Genomic DNA, 22,192 nt, shown 5'->3' with positions numbered 1-22,192 from the left:
CGCCGAGTAACCCGGTGCGGTGAGGCGGAGTTCGGCGGCCGATTTGGTCTGGACCGGAAGCTCGGTGCGGCCGTCGCGAGCCCTGCGGTACCCTGACGCCATGCGTGCCGTACGCCTTCTGCTTAGCGAGCCGCGCTGATCAGTGCCGACCACTCTTGGCAAGTGATGACAATTGAGTGGTCGGAATCGGCGCGGCGTCCCCTCCTATGCGAGGGGATTTTTCATTTCGGCTGTACGTAGCAGACGAAACGCCGGCAGAGACGATCGATGGAGCCTTAAGGATCATGAGCGAGACGAATACGGCTGCCGAGGTGGCAGCGCCGCACCGCTACACGGCTGCCATGGCCGCCGACATCGAGGCACGCTGGCAGGACTTCTGGGACGCGAACGGCACTTACCAGGTGCCGAACCCCAGCGGCGACATGGCCGGTGACCCGGCGGTCGTGGCCCGGCCCAAGAAGTTCATCATGGACATGTTCCCGTACCCCTCGGGCGCGGGCCTGCACGTCGGCCACCCCCTCGGCTACATCGCCACCGACGTCTTCGCCCGCTTCCAGCGGATGACCGGGCACAACGTCCTGCACACCCTGGGCTTCGACGCGTTCGGCCTGCCCGCCGAGCAGTACGCCGTGCAGACCGGCACGCACCCGCGGGTCTCCACCGAGGCCAACATCGTCAACATGAAGGCGCAGCTGCGCCGCCTGGGCCTGGGCCACGACCAGCGCCGCTCGTTCGCGACGATCGACCCGGACTACTACAAGTGGACCCAGTGGATCTTCCTCCAGATCTTCAACTCCTGGTACGACCAGGACGCGAAGAAGGCCCGCCCGATCGCCGACCTGATCGCCCAGTTCGAGAGCGGCGAGCGCGCCGTGCCGGCCACCGAATCCGGCGTCACGCGCGCGTGGAGTGAGCTGAGCGCCGTCGAGCGCGCCGAGGTCCTGGGCGACTACCGCCTGGCCTACGCCTCCGACGCCCCGGTCAACTGGTGCCCCGGCCTGGGCACTGTCCTGGCCAACGAGGAGGTCACCGCCGACGGCCGCTCCGAGCGCGGCAACTTCCCGGTCTTCAAGGCCAAGCTGCGCCAGTGGAACATGCGCATCACGGCCTACGCCGACCGCCTGCTCGACGACCTGGACGGCCTGGACTGGCCCGAGGCCATCAAGCTGCAGCAGCGCAACTGGATCGGCCGCTCCGAGGGCGCGCGCGTCGACTTCAAGGTCACCACCAACGGCGAGGACGCCATCACCGTCTTCACCACCCGCCAGGACACCCTGTTCGGCGCCACCTACATGGTCCTGGCCCCCGAGCACCCGCTGGTCGAGAAGATCACCCCGGCCGCCTGGCCCGAGGGCACCCACGACGTATGGACGGGCGGCCACGCCACGCCCACCGACGCCGTCGCCGCGTACCGCAAGCAGGCCGCCGCCAAGTCCGACGTCGAGCGGCAGGCCGAGGCCAAGGACAAGACCGGCGTCTTCACCGGCGCGTACGCCATCAACCCGGTCAGCGGCGAGCAGGTCCCGGTCTTCATCGCCGACTACGTCCTGATGGGCTACGGCACCGGCGCGATCATGGCCGTCCCGGCGCACGACAGCCGCGACTTCGCCTTCGCGCGCGCCTTCGAGCTGCCCATGCGCTGCGTCGTCGAGCCGTCCGACGACCGCGGAACCGACGCCACTACGTGGGACGACGCCTTCGACTCGTACGACGCGAAGCTCGTCAACTCGTCGAGCGACACGCTGTCCCTGGACGGCCTGGGCGTCGTCGAGGCCAAGACGAAGATCACCGAGTGGCTGGCCGAGCGGGGCATCGGCGAGGGCACCGTCAACTTCCGGCTGCGCGACTGGCTGTTCAGCCGCCAGCGCTACTGGGGCGAGCCCTTCCCGATCGTCTACGACGAGGACGGCGTGGCCCACGCGCTGCCCGAGTCGATGCTGCCCCTGGAGCTGCCCGAGGTCGAGGACTACTCGCCGCGCACCTTCGACCCGGACGACGCCGACACCTCCCCGGAGACGCCGCTCTCGCGCAACGAGGAGTGGGTCAACGTCCAGCTGGACCTGGGCGACGGCGTCAAGACGTACCGCCGCGAGACCAACACCATGCCCAACTGGGCGGGTTCGTGCTGGTACGAGCTGCGCTACCTGGACCCGAACAACAGCGAGAAGCTGGTCGACCCGGCCGTCGAGCAGTACTGGATGGGCCCGCGCGAGGGGCAGCCCACCGGAGGTGTCGACCTGTACGTGGGCGGCGCCGAGCACGCCGTGCTGCACCTGTTGTACGCCCGCTTCTGGTCCAAGATCCTGTTCGACCTGGGCCACATCTCGTCGGCCGAGCCGTTCCACAAGCTGTTCAACCAGGGCATGATCCAGGCGTACGTCTACCGGGACAGCCGCGGCTTCCCGGTGTCGGCCGCCGAGGTCGAGGAGCGCGACGGCAAGTACTTCTTCGAGGGCGAGCCGGTCAAGCGCGAACTGGGCAAGATGGGCAAGTCCCTGAAGAACGCGGTCACTCCGGACGAGATCTGCGCCGAGTACGGCGCCGACACCCTGCGCCTCTACGAGATGGCCATGGGCCCCCTGGACGTCTCCCGGCCGTGGGACACGCGCGCGGTGGTGGGCCAGTTCCGGCTGCTCCAGCGGCTGTGGCGGAACGTCGTCGACGAGGCCACCGGCGAGGTCACGGTCGTCGACACCGACCAGGTGGACGACGCCACGCTGCGCGCCCTGCACAAGGCGATCGACGGCGTCAGCCAGGACCTGGAAGGCCTGCGGTTCAACACCGCCATCGCCAAGGTCACCGAGCTGAACAACCACCTGACCAAGGCCGGAGGCCCGCTGCCGCGCAGCGTCGCCGAGTCCCTGGTGCTGCTGATCGCGCCGCTGGCCCCGCACATCGCCGAGGAGCTGTGGCGCAAGCTGGGCCACACGGACTCCGTGGTGCACCAGGACTTCCCGGCCGCCGACCCGGCGTACGTCGTGGACGAGGCCGTGACCTGCGTCGTGCAGATCAAGGGCAAGGTCAAGGCCCGCCTGGAGGTCTCCCCGTCGATCTCGGACGAGGAGCTGGAGCAGGCGGCCCTGGGCGACGAGCGGGTCGTGGCCGCCCTGGGTGGCGCCGGTATCCGCAAGGTGATCGTGCGGGCGCCGAAGCTCGTGAACATCGTTCCGGCGTAACGTGCCGTGACGACTCCGGCGCCCAGCTGAGCGCGCACCGCGGCGCATAGGGGACATGCCCTACGGGCAGGTTGGGGGTTCTGGGGAACCCTCGACCTGCCCGGCTGCGTTTACGGTGGAAGAGAGGCCCTGACCCCGGCACCGCCCCGAAGGAGCTCACCTGCCATGGACGTAGTGATCGCCGTAGTGGCACTGCTCTTCGTGCTGTTCGTGGCGGCGGGGGTGTTCGTGACGGTCAAGGTGGCCAAGGCCGCCGCGCGCGGCGTGGACCGGACCGTCGCGCAGGCCCGCCGCACGGTCGAGGACACCACGCTCAAGGCGAAGAGCTTCGCCCAGCCGGGCACCGCCGGCGAACTCGCCCAGCTCCGGCTCAAGCTACGCACCTCGATGCGGTCCACCCAGGACGCGCTGGGCGAGAAGGTCGGCGAGGACGCCTCGCTGCGGGAATCCATGGCCCTCTTCCAGCGCCTGAGCGCGCACGCCCACGAGTTGGACCACGAACTCAGGGGCCTGGAGCGCGAGCCCGACAGACCCCGGCTCCGCGAACTGCTCCCCGAGCTCAAGGAGCGCACGGACCGGATCACGCACGCCGCGGACTCGCTGCGCTGGGCCGCACGCGACCGGGCACGGCAGTTCGCGGACGACGATCTGGCGGCGCTCGGACGGGAGATCGACGTCGAATCGGGCGCACTGCGGCACTGGACGGACGCCGAGCCGTCGCCGAAGGGGCGCACCGAAGAGACCTCCGGCCCCACTGCCGCCACCACACCCCCCGAGGGTGCCGCCGCCCCCGCGACCGGCCCCGCCACTCCGCCCTCGTGGCCCGAGCCGACGCTGGTCGACGGGCCGGCGGCCGCGGCCGAGCAGACCTGGCCGGACCCGCGCCGCGACGCCGAGGAACCGCAGGCCATCGAGCAGGCCCGGCCGACGCCGACCTATCCGTGGCAGAAGCAGGAGCGGCGCGAGGGGACCACCTGAGACAGCCACCCGCCTTCCGGAACGGGTGCTTCACACGGGTATCCGGGACAGCGTCCGAGGGCCGGGCCGGGCTGCCGCTCACCGTTTGGGCCAGGTAACCTCCAGCTCATGTCCCGCCATGTCGCGATCGTCACGGATTCCACGGCCTACCTGCCGCAACGGGCGATGGAGCGGCACGGCATCACCGCGGTCCCGCTGACCGTGGTCATGGGCGACCAGGCGCTCGAGGAGGGCACCGAGATCTCGGCCCGCTCGCTCGCCCTCGCCCTGCAGAAACGCCGCCCCGTCACCACATCCCGGCCCAGCCCTCAGGTCTTCGCGGAGACCTACCGCAAGATCGCCGAGTCGGGGGCGACCGGCATCGTGTCGCTGCATCTGTCCGCCGAGTTCTCGGGCACATACGACGCCGCGGTGCTCGCCGCGGCCGACGCCCCGATTCCGGTACGCGTCGTGGATACCGGCATGGTCGCGATGGCCCTGGGCTTCTGCGCCCTGTCGGCGGCGGAGGCCGCGGAGAGCGGCGGCACCGTGGACGATGCGGTAGCCGCCGCCGAGAAGCGGGCCGCGTCCACGTCCGCGTACTTCTACGTCGACACCCTCGACTATCTGCGCCGCGGCGGGCGGATCGGGGCGGCACAGGCCCTGCTCGGCTCGGCCCTCGCCGTGAAGCCGCTGCTCGAACTGGACGGCGGGCGTATCGAGTTGTGCGAGAAGGTACGCACCGCCTCCAAGGCGATCGGCCGCCTCGAGGAACTCGTGGTCGAGCGCGCCGGGGCGAGCCAGGTCGACATCGCCGTGCACCACCTCGCGGCCCAGGAACGCGCCGCCACGCTCGCGGAGCGCCTCAGGGAGCGGGTGCCGGGCCTCGCGGAGCTGCACGTCAGCGAGGTCGGCGCGGTGATCGGGGCGCATACGGGGCCTGGGTTGTTGGGGGCTGTGGTTTCGCCGCGGTGAGGGTTCTGGTGTAGCTCGTGCGGGCGGGCCCAGGCGGCGCAGGCGCGGCTTGGCCGGGGCTGGTGTAGCTCGTGTGGGTGGCTGAGTTATCCACAACTGCTGGGTAATCCAGAGGATTTGAGCAAGATCAGCGGGCTCGGGCGGAGATGCCTAACGTCGCTCGCATGACTCTTCGATCTTCCATGGCAACGAGCGGTTCCGGGCGTGAGACCGCTGCTGACGACCGTGCTGCCTCCGCGCGTCGGGCGGTACGGGACTACGAACGCGACCTTGGTCGAGTACGGCGCCGACGTGCTGCGGCCGAACGTCTCAGGCTGCGCGCGCAGGCGCTCTTCGATACGTCCGCCGCGCGTGGGGCGGCGAGTGCGGCGAGTGCGGCCAGTGCGGCCAGGGCAGTCGGCGGCGCTGGGGGTGGCACGGGGGTCGCGGAGGGTGCGGCTGAGCCGCGGGGGCCTGCGCCTGCGTCTCCGCCTGCATCTCCGCCCGCGCCCCCGCCCGCGCCCGTGCCTGCGCCTCCGCCCGCGCCCGTGCCTGCGCCTCCGCCTGCGTCGGAGGAGGTCGGGTCTCGGCGGCGGCGCGGCTGGGGCGCAGTGCGGGAACGGCTGCCGCTGTGGCTGCAGTTGAGGTGCGGGCTCGAACGTCGGAGCCTTGTGGCCATCGCCGTGGTCCTGGTCGTCGCGGTCGGTTTTGCCGTGCACCACTTCTGGACGGGGCGGCCGCAGCCGGTGGCCGCGCCCGACGTGGTGCGCCAGGCCGCATCCGGACCGGACCCCTCTCCCGGAGCTCCCGTGACGACCCCGGGCGGGCCGCCCGCGTCGGGCCGGGGGAGCCCGGGCGGTGCGAAGGGCCGGATCGTGGTGGACGTCAGCGGCAAGGTCCGCCGACCGGGCATCCACCAACTGCCGCAAGGGTCACGGGTAGCCGACGCGTTGCGGGCGGCGGGCGGAGTCCGCAAGGGAACGGACCTCAGCGCGCTCAACCGCGCACGGGTGCTCGTGGACGGCGAGCAGGTCGTCGTGGGGGCACCCGGTGGCGCGGTGCCGCCAGCGTCCGGCGGATCGGCCTCCGCGGCGGCATCGGGCGGCGCCGGCCCGGGCTCGGTGTCCGGTGGAGCGGGGCCGGCCGGTCCGGTCAGCCTGAACTCCGCGACCGTCGAGCAACTGGACACGCTCCCTGGGGTGGGCCCGGTCCTCGCCCAGCACATCGTCGACTACCGCACCCAGCACGGCGGCTTCCGCTCGGTCGATGAGCTGCGCGAGGTGAATGGCATCGGCGACCGTCGGTTCGCCGAGTTGAAGAACGCCGTACGGCCATGACGCGCACCGGAGTTGAAGCCGACCGCCAGTCGGTCCATGCCACCGCGGCCAGCCCGCTCGGCTCGTCGCACCCTCATCAGGAACGCCCACCCGACCTCCGTCTCGTTCCGCCCGCACTCGCGGCCTGGGCCGCGGCGGCACTCGCCCTTGGCGCACCTGCGAACTGGGCGTGGCTCGCGACGGGTTTGTGCGTCATCGTGGCGGCGGGACTCCTGGGGGCGGAGGCACGGTGGGTACGGCGCGCCCGTGGTCGCGGACTCACGCCCGGCCCCGGCCCCGTCCCGCGTCCCGCGGACCGCTCCGGCGGCACGAGTACCCCCTCCACCCGACCGCGCTCCGCCTGTCCCCGCTCCACGCGTCCCGGCTCCACGCGTCCCCGCACCACCCGACCACGCTCCACGCGTCCTCGCTCCACGCGTCCCGGAGTTCGTCTCGCCGCTGCCACCACGCTGCTCTGCGTCGCGGCGGCCGTCGCTTCCGCCGCCCTGCACACGGCGGATGTGCGCCGAGGGCCGCTCCCGGGGCTCGCCCGCCAATACGCCCACGTCACGGTGGAGTTGGAGGTCACGGCAGACCCCCGCCCGATGCGCCCCCGGGTCCGGGGACCCGTGGCGACACTGCCCGGCACTGTTCTCCAGGCGGAGGTCACTCGCGTGACTACCCCTGCCCGGCAGGTGGTGGCGACCCGTACCCCTGTACTGGTCCTCGTTCTTGGCGAGGGCGAGGGCGACGGCGGTGCCGACGGCGAGGCCGACGACGGCGAAGGCGAAGGCGGCAGCGACCGCGACGGTAATGCTGACGGCGACGGCGACGGCGACGGCAACGGCAACGGCAACGGCAACGGCAACGGAGGCGGAGAGGGAGGGGGCGGGGGCGGGGAAAGGGGAGACGGAGCCAGATACGGCAATGGCGACCGTCACGCCGACGCGGCCCCGGTCGCCGTCGCCGACACGTACGACAAGACCAACCAGATCAGCCAGACGAACCAGGCCGACCAGACCAGTCAGACCAGCGAGACGAACCAGATCAACCAGTCTGACCAGACCGGCCAGACCGGCCAGACCGGCCAGACCGGCCAGACCGACCAGACCGGCCAGACCGACCGCACCAAGTGGTCCTCCCTGCTCCCCTCCACACGGCTGCGGATGCACGCCCGGCTCGCGCCGCCGTTCGACGACAGTGGCCGGGTTGCCGCGGTCCTGCGGGTGTCGGGCCGTACGCCGCCCACGGTGACGGCCGGGCCGAGCGCCCTCCAGCGCTTCGCGGGACGGCTGCGGGCCGGGCTGCGTGAGGCCACCGACGGGTTGCCGCCGGATGCCCGTGCGCTGCTTCCTGGGCTGGTCGTCGGTGACACCTCGCGGGTGTCGCAGGAGCTGGACGAGGCGTTCGAGGCCACTGAACTCAACCATCTCCTGGCCGTGTCGGGCAGCAACCTCACGATCGTCCTCGTGCTGCTCATCGGCCCGCCCGGTACCGCGGGCCGTGCCGAGCGCCGTGGGCTTGCGCCGCGCCTCGGTTTCTCTCTTCGGACGACGGCCCTGCTCGGAGGCGTCCTCACGCTCGCTTTCGTGGTGGTGTGCAGACCGGATCCGAGCGTGCTGCGCGCGGCGGCGTGCGGGCTCATCGTGCTTCTTGCCATCGGTACGGGACGCCGTAGGTCTCTGATTCCGGCACTGGCCGCCGTGGTGCTGCTCCTGGTTCTCTACGACCCCTGGCTGGCCCGGAGTTACGGCTTCGTGCTGTCGGTGCTTGCCACTGGTGCCCTCCTCACCCTCGCCCCGCGGTGGAGCGCCGCGCTGCGTCGTCGTCGTGTGCCGCCGCGGCTCGCCGAGGCGTTGGCCGCCGCGCTGGCGGCTCAGGCCGTGTGCGCGCCCGTGGTGGCCGTGTTGGCGGCCCGGATCAGCCTGGTGGCGGTGCCCTGCAATCTGTTCGCGGAGTTCGCGGTGGCACCGGCCACGGTGTTCGGCTTCGCGGCGCTCGCGGTCGCGCCGCTGGCCATGCCGGTGGCCAAGGGTCTGGCCTGGTGCGCGAGTTGGCCGACCGGGTGGATCGCCGACGTCGCCCGGGCCGGGGCCGCGCTGCCCGGTTCGGGGGTGGACTGGCCGGGCGGATGGCGCGGCGGGCTGCTGCTTGCGGCGGGCATCACCGTGCTTCTGCTGTGTGGCGGGCGGCTTCTGCGGCATCCTGCGGCCCGGTGGTTGCGGCATCCCGCGGTGGTCGGTGCCGGGGCGCTGCTCCTGCTCCTGGCCGTGCTCCGGCCCGCGCCGCTGACCCGGGTGATCACCGGATGGCCGCCGCGCGACTGGAGTTACGCGGTGTGTGATGTGGGGCAGGGCGATGCGACCGTTCTGGCGGCGGGCCCGGGCACGGCCGTGGTTGTGGACGCGGGGCCCGAACCGGCGCTCGTCGACCGCTGTTTGCGCTCCCTCGGCGTCACCCGGGTGCCGCTCGTGCTGCTCACGCACTTTCACGCCGACCATGTCACGGGGCTGCCGGGGGTGTTGCGGGGCCGGGAGGTCGGTGCGATTCAGGTGACGGGGCTCGAGGATCCGCCGGGGCAGGCGGCGGCCGTACGACGTCAGGCTGCAGCCCGGGGTATCCCGCTGACCCGGGCCGCGGCGGGGGAGCGGCGCCGTGTGGGCCCGCTGAGCTGGCAGGTCCTCTGGCCCCCGGCCGGGTCCGTGGCGGGGCCCGCCTTGGAAGGGGCCAACGACGCGAGTGTCACGCTGCTCGTGCGCACCGGTGGCCTGAACATGCTGCTGCCCGGGGACCTCGAACCGCCCGCTCAGGAAGCGCTGTTGAGGGCCGCGCCCACGCTCGGCCCGGTCGATGTGCTGAAGGTCGCGCATCACGGCTCCGGCCAGCAGGACCCGGGCTTTCTGCGCCGGGTGCGGCCGCGTCTCGCGCTGATCTCGGCGGGTGCGGGGAACCGTTACGGGCATCCGGCCCCGCGCACGGTCGACGTACTCCGCTCCCTCGGCACGGTGGTGCTGCGCACCGACACCGACGGCGCGCTGGCCGTGACCGGCGCCGGAAGCGGACTGCGCGCGGTGACGTCCGGCCCGGCTCGGCCACCGCCCACGGGGCACCCGGGCTGATCGGGCCACCAGGGCTGAACGGGGCTTGCCCGGGCCGATCACGTCGCTCGATTTGATCGGGGCACCCGGCTTGATCGGGTCACTCGGCTTGATCGGGCCACCCGGGTTGAACGGTTCACCCGTACTGATGCGGGTGGGCCGCCGCCGACTCGGGCCGGAAGCCGACGTTCGGCCGCTGGCTGGGAAACCGTACGACCCGGGCCAAAGGCAGGAGTCCCCACGCGACGCTGCCGCTGCCGGCCCGAGGCGGCGTACTCAGCTGCCGGATCCCCGATCCGCTCCACGAACCGGTCCGGAACGCCGAGTTCACCGTCAGCGATAGCCAGGGCCGCAAGGTGGTGAGCGGCGAGGCGGACCCGTTCGGCTCGTTCATCGCGACGGTGCCCGCGGGCGAGTCCGCCTCGCCGTCTCGGCCGACGGCTACGCGCCCTACCGGGGCACCGCCACGGTCACCGAACAGGGTCATGTGAGCCTCGGTGACCCCATGCTCCAGGTAGCCGCGCCTCCCGCGCCTCCCGCGCCTCCCGCGCCTCCCGAGCCGCCCGAGCCGGGCGAGTGGGAGATCGAGCCGAGGCACTCCTCGCTCGGGTTCACGGCGCGGCGCATTGGGCTGGCCCGGATCCACGGCCGGTTCAATACGTTCGCGGGGGCGGTCCGGATCGCCGAGCGCATGGAGTCGACTGTTCTGCGCACGTACCCGGAGGCTGTGCGTCATGCGGGCGGAGGAAAATGGGCGGGTGAGCGATGTGAGACACGTACTGGTCCTGCCCGACCGTGATGCGGCCGAGGAGGCGGCGCAGGCGTTGGCCGAGCGGTTCGGCGTGGCCGAGGAGCCCGAGCTCGTACGCGATGCTCTGGCCGGTGAGGACGACGCCGAGGACGCGCAGTGGCTGCTTGTCCTGGAGGACGCACAGGACAGCCTCGACCCGGCTGCCCTTGATGCCTTCGCCGCGGAGTGGGAGGGCTGGCGCGAGGAGCCGTGACGGGCGGAAGGCTGTGGGGTCGCGGGGCCGGGGGGGCGGCACCTCGGGCGTGAGCCCGATGTCAGTGGCCCGTGGGATCCTTGACGGCGATGGCCAGGAAATCCGGAAACGACGATCCGCTCGCCCCCGTCACGCTCGCCGTGGGCCAGGAAGAGCTGCTGCTCGACCGCGCCGTGCAGCAGGTGGTCGCGGCCGCCCGCGCCGCCGACGCCGACACGGACGTGCGGGACCTCACGCCCGACCAGTTGCAGCCCGGCACCCTCGCCGAGCTGACCAGCCCGTCGCTCTTCGCCGAGCGCAAGGTCGTGGTCGTACGCAATGCCCAGGACCTCGCGGCCGACACGGTCAAGGACGTGAAGAGTTACCTCGGTTCCCCCGCCGAGGAGATCACGCTCGTGCTGCTGCACGCGGGCGGGGCCAAGGGCAAGGGGCTGCTCGACGCGGCCCGCAAGGCGGGTGCGCGGGAGGTGGCCTGCCCGAAGATGACCAAGCCGGCGGACCGGCTGGCGTTCGTGCGCGGGGAGTTCCGCACGTTGGGGCGCTCCGCGACGCCCGAGGCGTGTCAGGCCCTGGTCGACGCGATCGGCAGTGATCTGCGTGAGCTGGCCAGTGCCGTGTCCCAGCTGTCCGCGGATGTCGAGGGCACGATCGATGCGGCCGTGGTCGGGCGGTACTACACGGGGCGCGCCGAAGCGTCCAGCTTCACCGTGGCCGACCGGGCGGTGGAGGGACGGGCGGCCGAGGCCCTGGAAGCGTTGCGCTGGTCCCTTGCGACCGGGGTCGCGCCCGTCATGATCACCAGTGCGCTTGCGCAGGGGGTGCGGGCGATCGGCAAGCTCTCGTCGGCGCGTGGCGGGCGGCCCGCGGACCTCGCCCGTGAGCTGGGGATGCCGCCGTGGAAGATCGATCGGGTTCGGCAGCAGATGCGGGGATGGACACCGGACGGGGTCGCGGTGGCGTTGCGGGCGGTGGCGGAGGCGGATGCCGGGGTGAAGGGCGGCGGTGACGATCCGGAGTACGCGTTGGAGAAGGCGGTCGTGACGGTCGCGCGGGCAGCGCGGTCTCGTACGGCTCGCTGAGGGTGGGCCCCCGAGGGCTTTGGCACAACACACGACCAAGCCGGTCGGGCGCAACATACGACCAAGCCGGTCGGGCACGACACATGACCAAGCCGGTTTGGCACACAAGACACGACCAAGCCGGTCGGGCACGACACACGACCAAGCCCGTTTGGCACGACACACGACAAAGCCCCGCCCGACCACCCTGGGGAAGGGTGTCAGGCGGGGCCCGTCGTACAGATGGTGCGCCGCACCCGCGTGGCGAACGCAGGCCGCGTGCGGCGCGGAGGGTGCCGGTCAGGAGCGGTTGAGAGGGCCCGCTTGGTCCGTTCCGGCGGTCAAGTCAGAAGAACTCTCGGGAGAGTTCAGCCCTTGAGGGAGGCAACCTTGGAGGCCAGGGCCGACTTCTTGTTGGCGGCCTGGTTCTTGTGGATGACGCCCTTCGACACGGCCTTGTCGAGCTCACGGCTGGCGTCGCGCAGGGCCACGGTGGCCTTCTCGACGTCACCCGCGGCGGCCGCCTCACGGGTCTTGCGGATCGCGGTCTTGAGCGAGGACTTGACGGCCTTGTTGCGCAGGCGCGCCTTCTCGTTCGTCTTGTTCCGCTTGATCTGGGACTTGATGTTCGCCACGAAAGAGCCTTTTCAGGATGGGTGATCTTCCTTGTGTGTCCCGCCGCTGAGAGGGCCACGAGACACAGCTGACCAGGCTACCAGCAGCCCACCGACCGGCCCAAAACGAGGCCCCGTCGCTGCCCCCGAGCCGGTCCCGCCCACCATCCCGAAGCAGTCCCGCACACCATCCCGAAGCAGTCCCGCACACCATCCCGAGCCGGAACCCGCACACCACCCCGAACCAGTCCCGCGAACCACCCCGAACCACCCCGAGCCAGTCCCGCGGACCACCCCGAACCAGAGCCCGGCCCTCAAAAAACCGGACTCCGGCCCCAAAAACCGGACCCGGACACCCTCCACACCGCACCCCCAACCCCCACAGCCCCAGCATCCCGCTCGCTCGTGGGACCATGGAGGCTGCGTAATGATCCGACCCGAGGCTGCAGAGAGCTGCAGACGTCTCAAGAATCAGGACCCTGCGTGCCCGCGACCCCTTCGAACGTGCCCGAGCCGAGCCGTACCGACCCGGCGCTGATCCGGAATTTCTGCATCATCGCGCACATCGACCACGGCAAGTCGACGCTTGCCGACCGGATGCTTCAGCTGACCGGTGTGGTCGAGCAGCGGCAGATGCGCGCTCAGTATCTCGACCGCATGGACATCGAGCGCGAGCGCGGTATCACCATCAAGTCCCAGGCGGTCCGGCTGCCCTGGGCGCCCACCGAGGGTGAGGGGCAGGGCAAGACCCACATCCTCAACATGATCGACACCCCGGGGCACGTGGACTTCACGTATGAGGTCTCGCGCTCGCTCGCCGCGTGCGAGGGCACGATCCTGCTCGTCGACGCCGCCCAGGGCATCGAGGCGCAGACCCTCGCCAACCTCTATCTGGCGATGGAGAACGACCTCCAGATCGTCCCGGTGCTCAACAAGATCGACCTGCCCGCCGCGCAGCCGGAGAAGTTCTCCGAGGAGCTCGCCAACCTCATCGGCTGCGAGCCCGAGGACGTCCTGAAGGTCTCCGCCAAGACCGGCATGGGTGTCGAGGCGTTGCTCGACAGGGTCGTCCACGAGATCCCGGCCCCGGTCGGCGTGCACGACGCCCCGGCTCGCGCGATGATCTTCGACTCGGTGTACGACTCGTACCGCGGCGTCGTCACGTACGTCCGAGTCGTCGACGGGCAGCTCAACAAGCGCGAGCGGATCCGGATGATGTCCACCGGCGCCACCCACGAGCTGCTGGAGATCGGCACCAACTCGCCGGAGATGACGCCCTCCGACGGCCTCGCCGTCGGCGAGGTGGGCTATCTGATCACCGGTGTGAAGGACGTCCGCCAGTCCAAGGTCGGTGACACCATCACCAGCCTCAAGCAGGGCGCCGAGGAGGCGCTCGGCGGCTACAAGGACCCCAAGCCGATGGTGTTCTCGGGCCTGTACCCGCTGGACGGGTCCCAGTACCCGGACCTGCGCGAGGCCATGGACAAGCTGCAGCTGAACGACGCCGCCCTGGTGTACGAGCCGGAGACCTCCGCGGCGCTCGGCTTCGGCTTCCGCGTCGGCTTCCTCGGCCTCCTTCACCTTGAGGTGATCCGGGAGCGCCTGGAGCGCGAGTTCAACCTCGACCTGATCGCCACCGCCCCGAACGTGGTCTACCGCGTGATCATGGAGGACGGCACCGAGCACCAGGTCACCAACCCGAGCGAGTTCCCCGAGGGCAAGATCGCCGAGGTGTACGAGCCGGTGGTGCGGGCGACCATCCTCGCCCCGTCCGAGTTCGTCGGCTCGATCATGGAGCTCTGCCAGGGCCGCCGCGGCACCCTGCTCGGCATGGACTACCTCTCCGAGGACCGCGTCGAGATCCGCTACACGCTGCCCCTCGCGGAGATCGTCTTCGACTTCTTCGACCAGCTGAAGTCCAAGACCCGCGGCTACGCCTCGCTCGACTACGAGCCCACCGGCGAGCAGTCCTCGCAGCTCGTCAAGGTCGACATCCTCCTGCACGGCGACAAGGTCGACGCCTTCTCCGCGGTGACGCACAAGGACCACGCGTACGCCTACGGAGTGCGGCTCGTCGCCAAGCTGAAGGAGCTCATCCCGCGGCAGGCCTTCGAGGTGCCGGTGCAGGCCGCGATCGGCTCCCGGGTGATCGCCCGCGAGACCATCCGCGCCATCCGCAAGGACGTCCTCGCCAAGTGCTACGGCGGTGACATCTCCCGTAAGCGGAAGCTGCTCGAGAAGCAGAAGGAAGGCAAGAAGCGGATGAAGATGGTCGGCTCCGTGGAGGTTCCGCAGGACGCCTTCATCGCGGTGCTCTCCAGCGATGAAGGGGCCAAGAAGAAGTAGCCGCCCCCTCGCAGGAACGGGCCCGTCGCGCACCGCGCGGCGGGCCCGCGGCGTTTCCGGAGCTCTGTAAGAAGTGACCTAGCGGTGACCTGGCAGTGACCCAGAAAGGACCTGGCAAGTGACTGCTCGCAGACCCTTACGCGGCGGGCCCGCGCGCTCTACTCTGATCACTGCTCGCAGGTTACTCGCTAGTTAAACAACTTCCCCCACAAAGTTCCCCACAAGGTTCCCCCCACAACCTTCTCCCCCACACCCCGTCCCGTCACCGCCCCACTACCGCCCCCTCTCCACCAGTCGTATGCCGCGTCGTACGCCTGTCGCGGGCCCGGAGGATGTCGTGAGCGACACACAGACAACGATCGAGAACCGTCCGCCCTCCGTGGCGACCCTCTTCCTGGAGCGCGTCGCCGCAACGCCGGACGGCGAGGCCTACCGCTATCCGGTACCGCCCGCCTCCGGGCAGGGCCCCGATGACTGGAAGTCGCTGAGCTGGGGCCAGGCCGCCGAGCGGGTCTTCGCCATCGCGGCGGGCCTGATTGACCTGGGAATCGCGCCCGAGGAACGGGTGGCGCTCGCCTCCGAGACGCGGGTCGAGTGGATCCTCGCCGACCTCGGCATCCTCTGCGCGGGCGCGGCCACGACGACGGTCTACTCCTCGACGAACGCCGAGGAATCCGCGTACATCCTCGCGGACTCCGACAGCAAGATCCTGATCGCGGAGAACGAGGAGCAGGTCGCCAAGGTGCGCGAGCGCCGCGACGAACTGCCGGAGCTCAAGCACGTCATCGTCATCGACGGCGACCACGGCCTCGCCACCGGCGACGAGCCCGAGGGCTGGATCCTCTCGCTCGCCGACCTGGAGGCGCGCGGCGCGGCGTACCTGGAGAAGCACCCCGAGGCCGTCAAGGAGCGGGTCGCCGCGCTCAGCAAGGACCAGCTGGCGACGCTGATCTACACCTCCGGCACCACCGGGCGCCCCAAGGGCGTGCGCCTGCCGCACGACAACTGGTCGTACATGGCGAAGGCCATCGCGGCGACCGGGCTCGTCGGCCCGGACGACGTGCAGTACCTGTGGCTGCCGCTCGCGCACGTCTTCGGCAAGGTGCTGACCAGCGGGCAGATCGAGGTCGGGCACGTGACCGCGGTGGACGGCCGGGTCGACAAGATCATCGAGAATCTGCCGGTCGTGCAGCCCACGTACATGGCCGCCGTGCCGCGGATCTTCGAGAAGGTCTACAACGGGGTCGCGGCCAAGGCGCGGGCCGGTGGCGGCGCCAAGTTGAAGATCTTCCAGTGGGCGGCCGGGGTCGCGCGCGAGTACGCGAAGGTCACCCAGGACAACTTCCGCAGGACCGGGACCGCTTCCGCGCCGTTCGGGCTCTCCGCCAAGCACGCCATCGCCGACAAGCTCGTCTACGCGAAGCTGCGGGAGGCCTTCGGCGGACGGCTGCGGGCGTGTGTGTCCGGCTCCGCCGCCCTCGCGCCCGAGATCGGGTACTTCTTCTCCGGCGCCGGGATCCACATCCTCGAGGGCTACGGCCTGACGGAGTCCAGCGCCGCGTCCTTCGTCAACCCCGGCGAGGCGTACCGCACCGGCACCGTCGGCAAGCCGCTGCCCGGCACCGAGGTGCGGATCGCGGACGACGGCGAGATCCTGCTGCGCGGGCCCGGGATCATGCAGGGCTACCACGGCCTCCCCGAGAAGACCGACGAGGTCCTGGAGAGCGACGGCTGGTTCCACACCGGGGACATCGGTGAGCTGTCCGACGACGGCTACCTGCGGATCACCGACCGCAAGAAGGACCTGATCAAGACGTCCGGCGGCAAGTACATCGCGCCCGCCGAGGTCGAGGGCCAGTTCAAGGCGGTCTGCCCGTACGTCTCCAACATCCTGGTGCACGGCGCCGACCGGAACTTCTGCACCGCCCTCATCGCCCTCGACGAGCAGTCGCTGCTCGGCTGGTCCGAGGAGCAGGGGATCACCGGCAAGTCGTACGCCGAGCTCGTGGCCGACGAGCGGGTCGTGAAGATGATCGACGACTATGTGCGGCAGCTCAACGAGGGGCTCCAGAAGTGGCAGACCATCAAGAAGTTCCGGCTCCTGCCGCGTGACCTCGACGTGGAGCACGGTGAGCTGACGCCGAGCCTGAAGCTGAAGCGGCCGGTGGTCGAGCGCGAGTACAAGGAACTCATCGAGGAGATGTACGCCGGAACGCGGGAGGCCTGAGAGCGCCGGGAGCGCCTGGTGGGCCGCCCCGGTCGCACGGCCGGGGCGGCTCGTCGGCGTACGGGACAATGGAGGACATGCCCTCCGTACTCCCCGATGGCGAGCCCGTGCCCGAGGACGGTTCGCTGCCCGCGTCCGCCCTCGCCGACGCGGCCGCGCGCCCGCTCGGGTTCTATCTCCACGTCCCCTACTGCGCCACGCGCTGCGGCTACTGCGACTTCAACACGTACACCGCGAGCGAGCTGCGCGGCCCAGGCGGCGCGCTCGCGTCCCGGGAGAACTACGCGAGCCACCTCGTGGAGGAGATCCGCCTCGCCCGCAAGGTCCTGGGCGACGACCCACGCCCGGTGCGGACCGTGTTCGTCGGGGGCGGTACGCCGACGCTGCTCCCCGCGGCCGATCTCGTACGGGCCCTCGGGGCGATCCGGGACGAGTTCGGGCTCGCGGACGACGCGGAGGTGACGACCGAGGCGAACCCGGAGTCCGTCGATCCGGCATATCTGTCCGAGCTGCGGGCCGGGGGCTTCAACCGGATCTCGTTCGGGATGCAGAGCGCCCGGCAGCATGTGCTGCGCGTGCTCGACCGTACGCATACGCCGGGGCGGCCCGAGGCATGCGTCGCGGAGGCCCGGGCGGCCGGGTTCGACCACGTGAACCTCGACCTGATCTACGGCACGCCGGGCGAGTCCGACGACGACTGGCGGGCGTCGCTCGAGTCGGCCATCGGTGCCGGGCCCGATCATGTGTCGGCGTACGCCCTGATCGTCGAGGAGGGCACGCAGCTGGCCCGGCGGATCCGGCGCGGCGAGGTGCCGATGACCGACGACGACGTGCACGCCGACCGCTATCTGATCGCGGATTCGGTACTCGGGGCGGCCGGGTTCGATTGGTACGAGGTGTCCAACTGGGCCACGAGCCGTTCCGGGCGGTGCCTGCACAACGAGCTGTACTGGCGGGGTGCCGACTGGTGGGGCGCGGGGCCCGGGGCGCACTCGCACGTGGGCGGGGTGCGGTGGTGGAACGTCAAGCATCCGGGCGCGTATGCGCAGCGGGTCCTCGCGGGGGCGTCGCCGGGGGCCGGGCGGGAGCTGCTGTCCGCGGAGGACCGGCGGGTGGAGCGGATTCTGCTGGAGCTGCGGTTGCGGGAGGGGTGTCCGGTGTCGCTGCTGCGGGCGGACGGGCTTGCCGCGGCGCGGGGGGCTGTGGGGGAGGGGTTGCTGTCGGCTTCCGCGTTCGAACGCGGGCAGGCCGTGTTGACCCTGCGGGGGCGGTTGTTGGCGGATGCGGTGGTGCGGGACCTGGTGGACTGACGGGGTCTTTCCTTCCCCGGCCCCGCCCCTTCCCGACTGTGTCGATATGCGGCTAACGCCGCGTGGTTGCAGCGGCTTCGGGGCTGCCGCCCCCGGACCCCCGCCGCAGATATCGTGCTGAACGCGCTCGTCCTCAATCGCCGGACGGGCTCAATTTCCCGTCACGAAGTCGATCAGCTCCTCCACCCTCCCCAGCAACTCCGGCTCCAAGTCCTTGTACGAGCGCACGTTGCCCAGGATCCGCTGCCACGCCGCCCCCGTGTTCTCCGGCCAGCCCAGGGACCGGCACACGCCCGTCTTCCAGTCCTGGCCGTGCGGGATGCGGGGCCACGCCGCGATGCCCAGGGTGGACGGTTTCACCGCCTCCCAGATGTCGATGTACGGGTGGCCCACGATCAGGGCGTGCTCGCTGCTGACCGACTCCGCGATGCGGGACTCCTTCGAGCCCGGGACCAGGTGGTCGACCAGGACGCCCAGGCGGGCCTCCGCGTCCGGGGCGAAGTCCGTGACGATGGCCGGGAGGTCGTCGATGCCCTCCAGGTATTCGACGACCACGCCCTCGATGCGCAGGTCGTCGCCCCAGACCTTCTCGACCAGTTCCGCGTCGTGGCGGCCCTCCACATAGATGCGGCCCGCCCGTGCGACCCTGGCCCGCGCCCCGGGGACCGCGACCGAACCGGAGGCGGTGCGGGTGGGGCGTACCGGAGCAGGAGAAGACGGGCGGACCAGGGTGACCACCTGGCCCTCCAGGAGGAAGCCGCGAGGCTCCAGCGGGAACACGCGGTGTTTGCCGAAGCGGTCCTCCAGGGTGACCGTGCCCGCCTCGCAGCGGATGACCGCGCCGCAGAAGCCGGTGGCCGCCTCCTCCACGACCAGATCCGGCTCGGCCGGTACCTCCGGCACCGGCTTCCGCTTCTTCCAGGGCGGGGTCAGGTCGGGGCTGTAGCTGCGCATTCGGCCGACGATAGGAAAAGGGAGCGGGGCGTCCGTTACGACACGCCGAAGCGGGTGGCCAGCTCCGCGCGCTGCGTACGGACAAAAGCCGCGTCCACCACCGAACCGTGACCGGGGATGTAGAGGGCGTCCTCACCGCCCAGTTCGAGCAGACGGTCGAGGGCGTGGGGCCAGTGGGTCGGCACCGCGTCCGGGCCCGCCTGGGGGTCGCCGGACTCCTCGACCAGGTCGCCGCAGAACACGATCTCGGGGTCGCTGCCCGGGCCCCGTACAAGAACCACCAGGTCGTGGCCGGTGTGGGCGGGGCCGATGTTGGCGAGCAGCACCTGTACGCCGCCGCCGAGGTCGAGGGTCCACTCGCCGCACACCAGGTGGTGCGGGCGGGCCAGCGCGTCCGCGGACTCGGTCGCGGTGCTCGGATCCATGCCGTGGTGCACGGCGGACGAGGCGAGCTCGTCGCGGCGTGCGGCGAAGACTGAGTCGACGCCCACGGCCGCGTACACCTCGACGCCCGCGAAGGCCGCGGCGCCCATGACGTGGTCGAAGTGCGGGTGCGTGAGCGCGAGATGGGTCACACGGCGGGCCGGGCCGAGCATGGCCTGTGCCTGAGCGCGGATCTCGGCGCCCTCCCGGAGCGAGGACCCGGGGTCGATCACCAGGGCGGAGCGCTCGCCGATGACCAGGCCCGTGGTGCAGTCCCAGACGGGCAGTCGGCGGCGGCGTACGACCGGTGAGAGCTCCTCCCAGCCGGGAACCCGGTCCGGCGCCCCGGTGGAGTGCGGCTGCTGCATACACAGACGCTAACCCCGCGAGCGTGCCCTGGCAGGGCCTGAGGTACCGCCCTTGCCGGGGCCGTACCCCACGGCCGTACACTGGGCGGCGGAAACTGGCACTCGCGCGAGGTGAGTGCCAGAAGCAAGGCGAAGGTCAAGACAAGGCGACGGTCGCGGTGACGGCGGCAGGGAGGTGAGCGCGGATGCTCAGCGAACGCAGGCTCGAAGTGCTGCGCGCCATCGTCCAGGACTATGTCGGCACCGAGGAGCCGGTGGGTTCCAAGGCACTCACCGAACGGCACCGCCTCGGCGTCTCCCCGGCCACCGTGCGCAACGACATGGCGGCCCTCGAGGACGACGGGTACATCGCCCAGCCGCACACCAGCGCCGGGCGGATCCCGACCGACAAGGGCTACCGGCTCTTCGTGGACAAGCTCGCGGGCGTCAAGCCGCTGTCGGGAGCCGAGCGGCGGGCCATTCAGAACTTCCTCGACGGCGCCGTCGACCTGGACGACGTCGTCAGCCGGACGGTGCGGCTGCTCGCGCAGCTGACCCAGCAGGTCGCCGTGGTGCAGTACCCCTCGCTGACCCGGTCGACGGTGCGGCACGTCGAGCTGCTCTCGCTGGCTCCGGCCCGGGTGATGCTCGTACTGATCACCGATACGGGTCGGGTCGAGCAGCGTCATGTGGACTGCCCTGCCCCGTTCGGTGAGACGGCGCTCGCGGATCTGCGGGCCCGGCTCAACAGCCGGGTGGCCGGGCGTCGGTTCAGCGACGTGCCGACGCTGGTGCAGGACCTGCCCGAGTCCTTCGAGGCGGAGGACCGCGGCTCGGTCTCGACCGTCCTCGCGACGCTCCTTGAGACGCTCGTCGAGGACACCGAGGAACGCCTGATGATCGGCGGGACCGCGAACCTCACGCGGTTCGGGCACGACTTCCCGCTGATGATCCGGCCCGTCCTGGAGGCCCTCGAGGAGCAGGTGGTGCTGCTCAAGCTGCTCGGCGAGTCGACCGATTCGGGCATGACCGTGCGCATCGGTCATGAGAACGCCGTCGAGGGGCTCAACTCCACTTCAGTCGTCTCGGTCGGCTACGGTTCGGGCGGCGAGGCAGTCGCCAAGCTCGGCGTGGTCGGCCCGACCCGCATGGACTACCCCGGAACGATGGGAGCGGTACGCGCAGTGGCACGTTACGTCGGACAGATCCTGGCGGAGTCTTAAGGTGGCCACGGACTACTACGCCGTACTCGGCGTGCGCCGCGACGCATCCCAGGACGAGATCAAGAAGGCGTTCCGGCGGCTCGCCCGTGAGCTGCACCCGGACGTCAACCCCGATCCGAAGACGCAGGAGCGCTTCAAGGAGATCAACGCCGCGTACGAGGTGTTGTCGGACCCGCAGAAGAAGCAGGTCTACGACCTCGGCGGCGACCCGCTCTCGCAGGCGGGCGCCGGTGCGGGCGGCTTCGGCGCGGGCGGGTTCGGGAACTTCTCGGACATCATGGACGCGTTCTTCGGTACGGCGTCGCAGCGCGGCCCGAGGTCGCGGACCCGTCGGGGCCAGGACGCCATGATCCGGCTCGAGGTCGAGCTGGACGAGGCGGCGTTCGGCACGACGAAGGACATCCAGGTCGACACCGCCGTGGTGTGCACGACCTGCAGCGGCGAGGGCGCCGCCCCGGGCACCTCCGCGCAGACCTGTGACATGTGCCGCGGCCGCGGCGAGGTCTCCCAGGTCACGCGGTCCTTCCTGGGCCAGGTCATGACCTCGCGGCCGTGCCCGCAGTGCCAGGGCTTCGGCACCGTGGTGCCCACGCCGTGCCCCGAGTGCGCCGGTGACGGCCGGATCCGCTCGCGCCGCACGCTGACCGTGAAGATCCCGGCCGGTGTGGACAACGGCACCCGGATCCAGCTCGCCGGTGAGGGCGAGGTCGGCCCCGGCGGCGGGCCCGCCGGTGACCTGTACGTGGAGATCCACGAGCTGCCGCACCCGGTCTTCCAGCGGCGCGGCGACGATCTGCACTGCACGGTCACCATTCCGATGACGGCGGCGGCGCTCGGCACGAAGGTGCCGCTCGAGACGCTCGACGGGATGGAAGAGGTCGACATCCGGCCCGGTACGCAGTCCGGCCAGTCCATTCCGCTGCACGGTCGCGGGATCACGCATCTGCGCGGCGGCGGGCGCGGTGACCTCATCGTGCATGTCGAGGTGACGACGCCGACGAAGCTTGATCCCGAGCAGGAGCGGGTGCTGCGGGAGCTGGCACAGCTGCGGGGTGAGGAGCGGCCGACCGGGCAGTTCCAGCCGGGGCAGCAGGGGTTGTTCTCGCGCCTCAAGGACGCGTTCAACGGGCGGTAATCAATCAGCCCGTCCGGCGTTTCAGGACGAACGCGTTCAGCGCGATGAAC

At 71.0% G+C, this 22,192-nt stretch carries 15 protein-coding genes and 1 pseudogene; 13 read left to right on the top strand and 3 right to left on the bottom strand.

What is annotated here, in order from left to right; translation table 11 throughout:
* The first annotated feature begins 284 nt into the window (after positions 1 to 284).
* The 8 genes and pseudogenes from leuS (at position 285) to holA (ending at position 11,584) form a co-directional block, all read left to right on the top strand.
* Positions 285 to 3,176, top strand: a complete 2,892-nt coding sequence (gene leuS / locus ACWD10_RS15440) for a leucine--tRNA ligase (RefSeq protein ID WP_451090979.1) — start codon at positions 285 to 287, stop codon at positions 3,174 to 3,176.
* Between the two features lie 165 nt (positions 3,177 to 3,341).
* On the top strand, positions 3,342 to 4,154 hold the full coding sequence (locus ACWD10_RS15435; protein WP_451090977.1) for a hypothetical protein: 813 nt from the start codon (positions 3,342 to 3,344) through the stop codon (positions 4,152 to 4,154).
* Between the two features lie 108 nt (positions 4,155 to 4,262).
* A complete protein-coding gene (locus ACWD10_RS15430) occupies positions 4,263 to 5,108 on the top strand; it encodes a DegV family protein (RefSeq protein WP_451090975.1) in 846 nt (281 codons plus the stop codon).
* A gap of 650 nt (positions 5,109 to 5,758) precedes the next feature.
* A complete protein-coding gene (locus ACWD10_RS15425; protein WP_451090973.1) occupies positions 5,759 to 6,424 on the top strand; it encodes a helix-hairpin-helix domain-containing protein in 666 nt (221 codons plus the stop codon).
* Positions 6,425 to 7,077: 653 nt separating this feature from the next.
* Positions 7,078 to 9,522 carry a ComEC/Rec2 family competence protein gene (locus ACWD10_RS15420; protein ID WP_451090971.1) on the top strand — a complete coding sequence of 815 codons (2,445 nt, stop codon included), beginning with the start codon at positions 7,078 to 7,080 and terminating at the stop codon, positions 9,520 to 9,522.
* A 227-nt stretch (positions 9,523 to 9,749) separates the two neighbouring features.
* Positions 9,750 to 10,228: pseudogene (locus ACWD10_RS15415) on the top strand (YceI family protein); the annotation flags it as partial.
* A 31-nt stretch (positions 10,229 to 10,259) separates the two neighbouring features.
* Positions 10,260 to 10,505 (top strand): hypothetical protein, encoded by a 246-nt coding sequence (locus tag ACWD10_RS15410; RefSeq protein WP_451090969.1) that lies wholly within the window; start codon positions 10,260 to 10,262, stop codon positions 10,503 to 10,505.
* An 89-nt stretch (positions 10,506 to 10,594) separates the two neighbouring features.
* Positions 10,595 to 11,584 carry a DNA polymerase III subunit delta gene (holA, locus tag ACWD10_RS15405; RefSeq protein WP_451090967.1) on the top strand — a complete coding sequence of 330 codons (990 nt, stop codon included), beginning with the start codon at positions 10,595 to 10,597 and terminating at the stop codon, positions 11,582 to 11,584.
* A gap of 347 nt (positions 11,585 to 11,931) precedes the next feature.
* On the opposite strand, the gene rpsT is transcribed toward holA, so the two are convergent.
* Positions 11,932 to 12,198, bottom strand: coding sequence for a 30S ribosomal protein S20 (gene rpsT, locus ACWD10_RS15400; RefSeq protein WP_451090965.1), 267 nt, complete (start codon positions 12,196 to 12,198; stop codon positions 11,932 to 11,934).
* A gap of 462 nt (positions 12,199 to 12,660) precedes the next feature.
* Here rpsT and lepA point away from each other — a divergent pair, with 462 nt between their 5' ends.
* The 3 genes from lepA to hemW all read left to right on the top strand — a co-directional run bounded on the left by lepA (position 12,661) and on the right by hemW (position 18,060).
* Positions 12,661 to 14,523: a translation elongation factor 4 gene (lepA, locus tag ACWD10_RS15395; protein ID WP_451090963.1), complete on the top strand. Its 1,863-nt coding sequence runs from the start codon at positions 12,661 to 12,663 to the stop codon at positions 14,521 to 14,523.
* Positions 14,524 to 14,860: 337 nt separating this feature from the next.
* A complete protein-coding gene (locus ACWD10_RS15390) occupies positions 14,861 to 16,750 on the top strand; it encodes an AMP-dependent synthetase/ligase (RefSeq protein WP_451090961.1) in 1,890 nt (629 codons plus the stop codon).
* A gap of 68 nt (positions 16,751 to 16,818) precedes the next feature.
* Entirely contained in the window at positions 16,819 to 18,060 is a 1,242-nt protein-coding gene (gene hemW / locus ACWD10_RS15385; protein WP_451090959.1) for a radical SAM family heme chaperone HemW, read from the top strand.
* A 150-nt stretch (positions 18,061 to 18,210) separates the two neighbouring features.
* On the opposite strand, the gene ACWD10_RS15380 is transcribed toward hemW, so the two are convergent.
* Positions 18,211 to 19,014, bottom strand: a complete 804-nt coding sequence (locus tag ACWD10_RS15380; protein ID WP_451090957.1) for a DUF3097 domain-containing protein — start codon at positions 19,012 to 19,014, stop codon at positions 18,211 to 18,213.
* A gap of 35 nt (positions 19,015 to 19,049) precedes the next feature.
* Entirely contained in the window at positions 19,050 to 19,805 is a 756-nt protein-coding gene (locus ACWD10_RS15375) for an MBL fold metallo-hydrolase (protein ID WP_451090955.1), read from the bottom strand.
* 185 nt (positions 19,806 to 19,990) lie between these two features.
* On the opposite strand from ACWD10_RS15375, the gene hrcA reads away from it, so the two are divergent.
* Complete coding sequence (hrcA, locus tag ACWD10_RS15370; RefSeq protein WP_451090953.1) at positions 19,991 to 21,007, top strand: heat-inducible transcriptional repressor HrcA; 1,017 nt, start codon at positions 19,991 to 19,993, stop codon at positions 21,005 to 21,007.
* 1 nt (position 21,008) lies between these two features.
* Positions 21,009 to 22,142, top strand: coding sequence for a molecular chaperone DnaJ (dnaJ, locus tag ACWD10_RS15365; RefSeq protein ID WP_451090951.1), 1,134 nt, complete (start codon positions 21,009 to 21,011; stop codon positions 22,140 to 22,142).
* Positions 22,143 to 22,192: the final 50 nt, after the last annotated feature.

It is taken from the genome of Streptomyces sp. NPDC002851, from assembly GCF_053591935.1.
Note: the sequence above shows the minus strand (reverse complement) of the source record. Positions and strands in the feature narration are given on the sequence as shown.

Bases quoted from the DNA above. Each gene is read 5' to 3' on its own strand.
- hemW (WP_451090959.1), top strand. From the start codon at position 16,819: ATGGAGGACATGCCCTCCGTACTCCCCGATGGCGAGCCCGTGCCCGAG.
- holA (WP_451090967.1), top strand. From the start codon at position 10,595: ATGGCCAGGAAATCCGGAAACGACGATCCGCTCGCCCCCGTCACGCTC.
- ACWD10_RS15380 (WP_451090957.1), bottom strand. From the start codon at position 19,014: ATGCGCAGCTACAGCCCCGACCTGACCCCGCCCTGGAAGAAGCGGAAG.
- ACWD10_RS15430 (WP_451090975.1), top strand. From the start codon at position 4,263: ATGTCCCGCCATGTCGCGATCGTCACGGATTCCACGGCCTACCTGCCG.
- hrcA (WP_451090953.1), top strand. From the start codon at position 19,991: ATGCTCAGCGAACGCAGGCTCGAAGTGCTGCGCGCCATCGTCCAGGAC.
- ACWD10_RS15435 (WP_451090977.1), top strand. From the start codon at position 3,342: ATGGACGTAGTGATCGCCGTAGTGGCACTGCTCTTCGTGCTGTTCGTG.
- leuS (WP_451090979.1), top strand. From the start codon at position 285: ATGAGCGAGACGAATACGGCTGCCGAGGTGGCAGCGCCGCACCGCTAC.
- ACWD10_RS15375 (WP_451090955.1), bottom strand. From the start codon at position 19,805: ATGCAGCAGCCGCACTCCACCGGGGCGCCGGACCGGGTTCCCGGCTGG.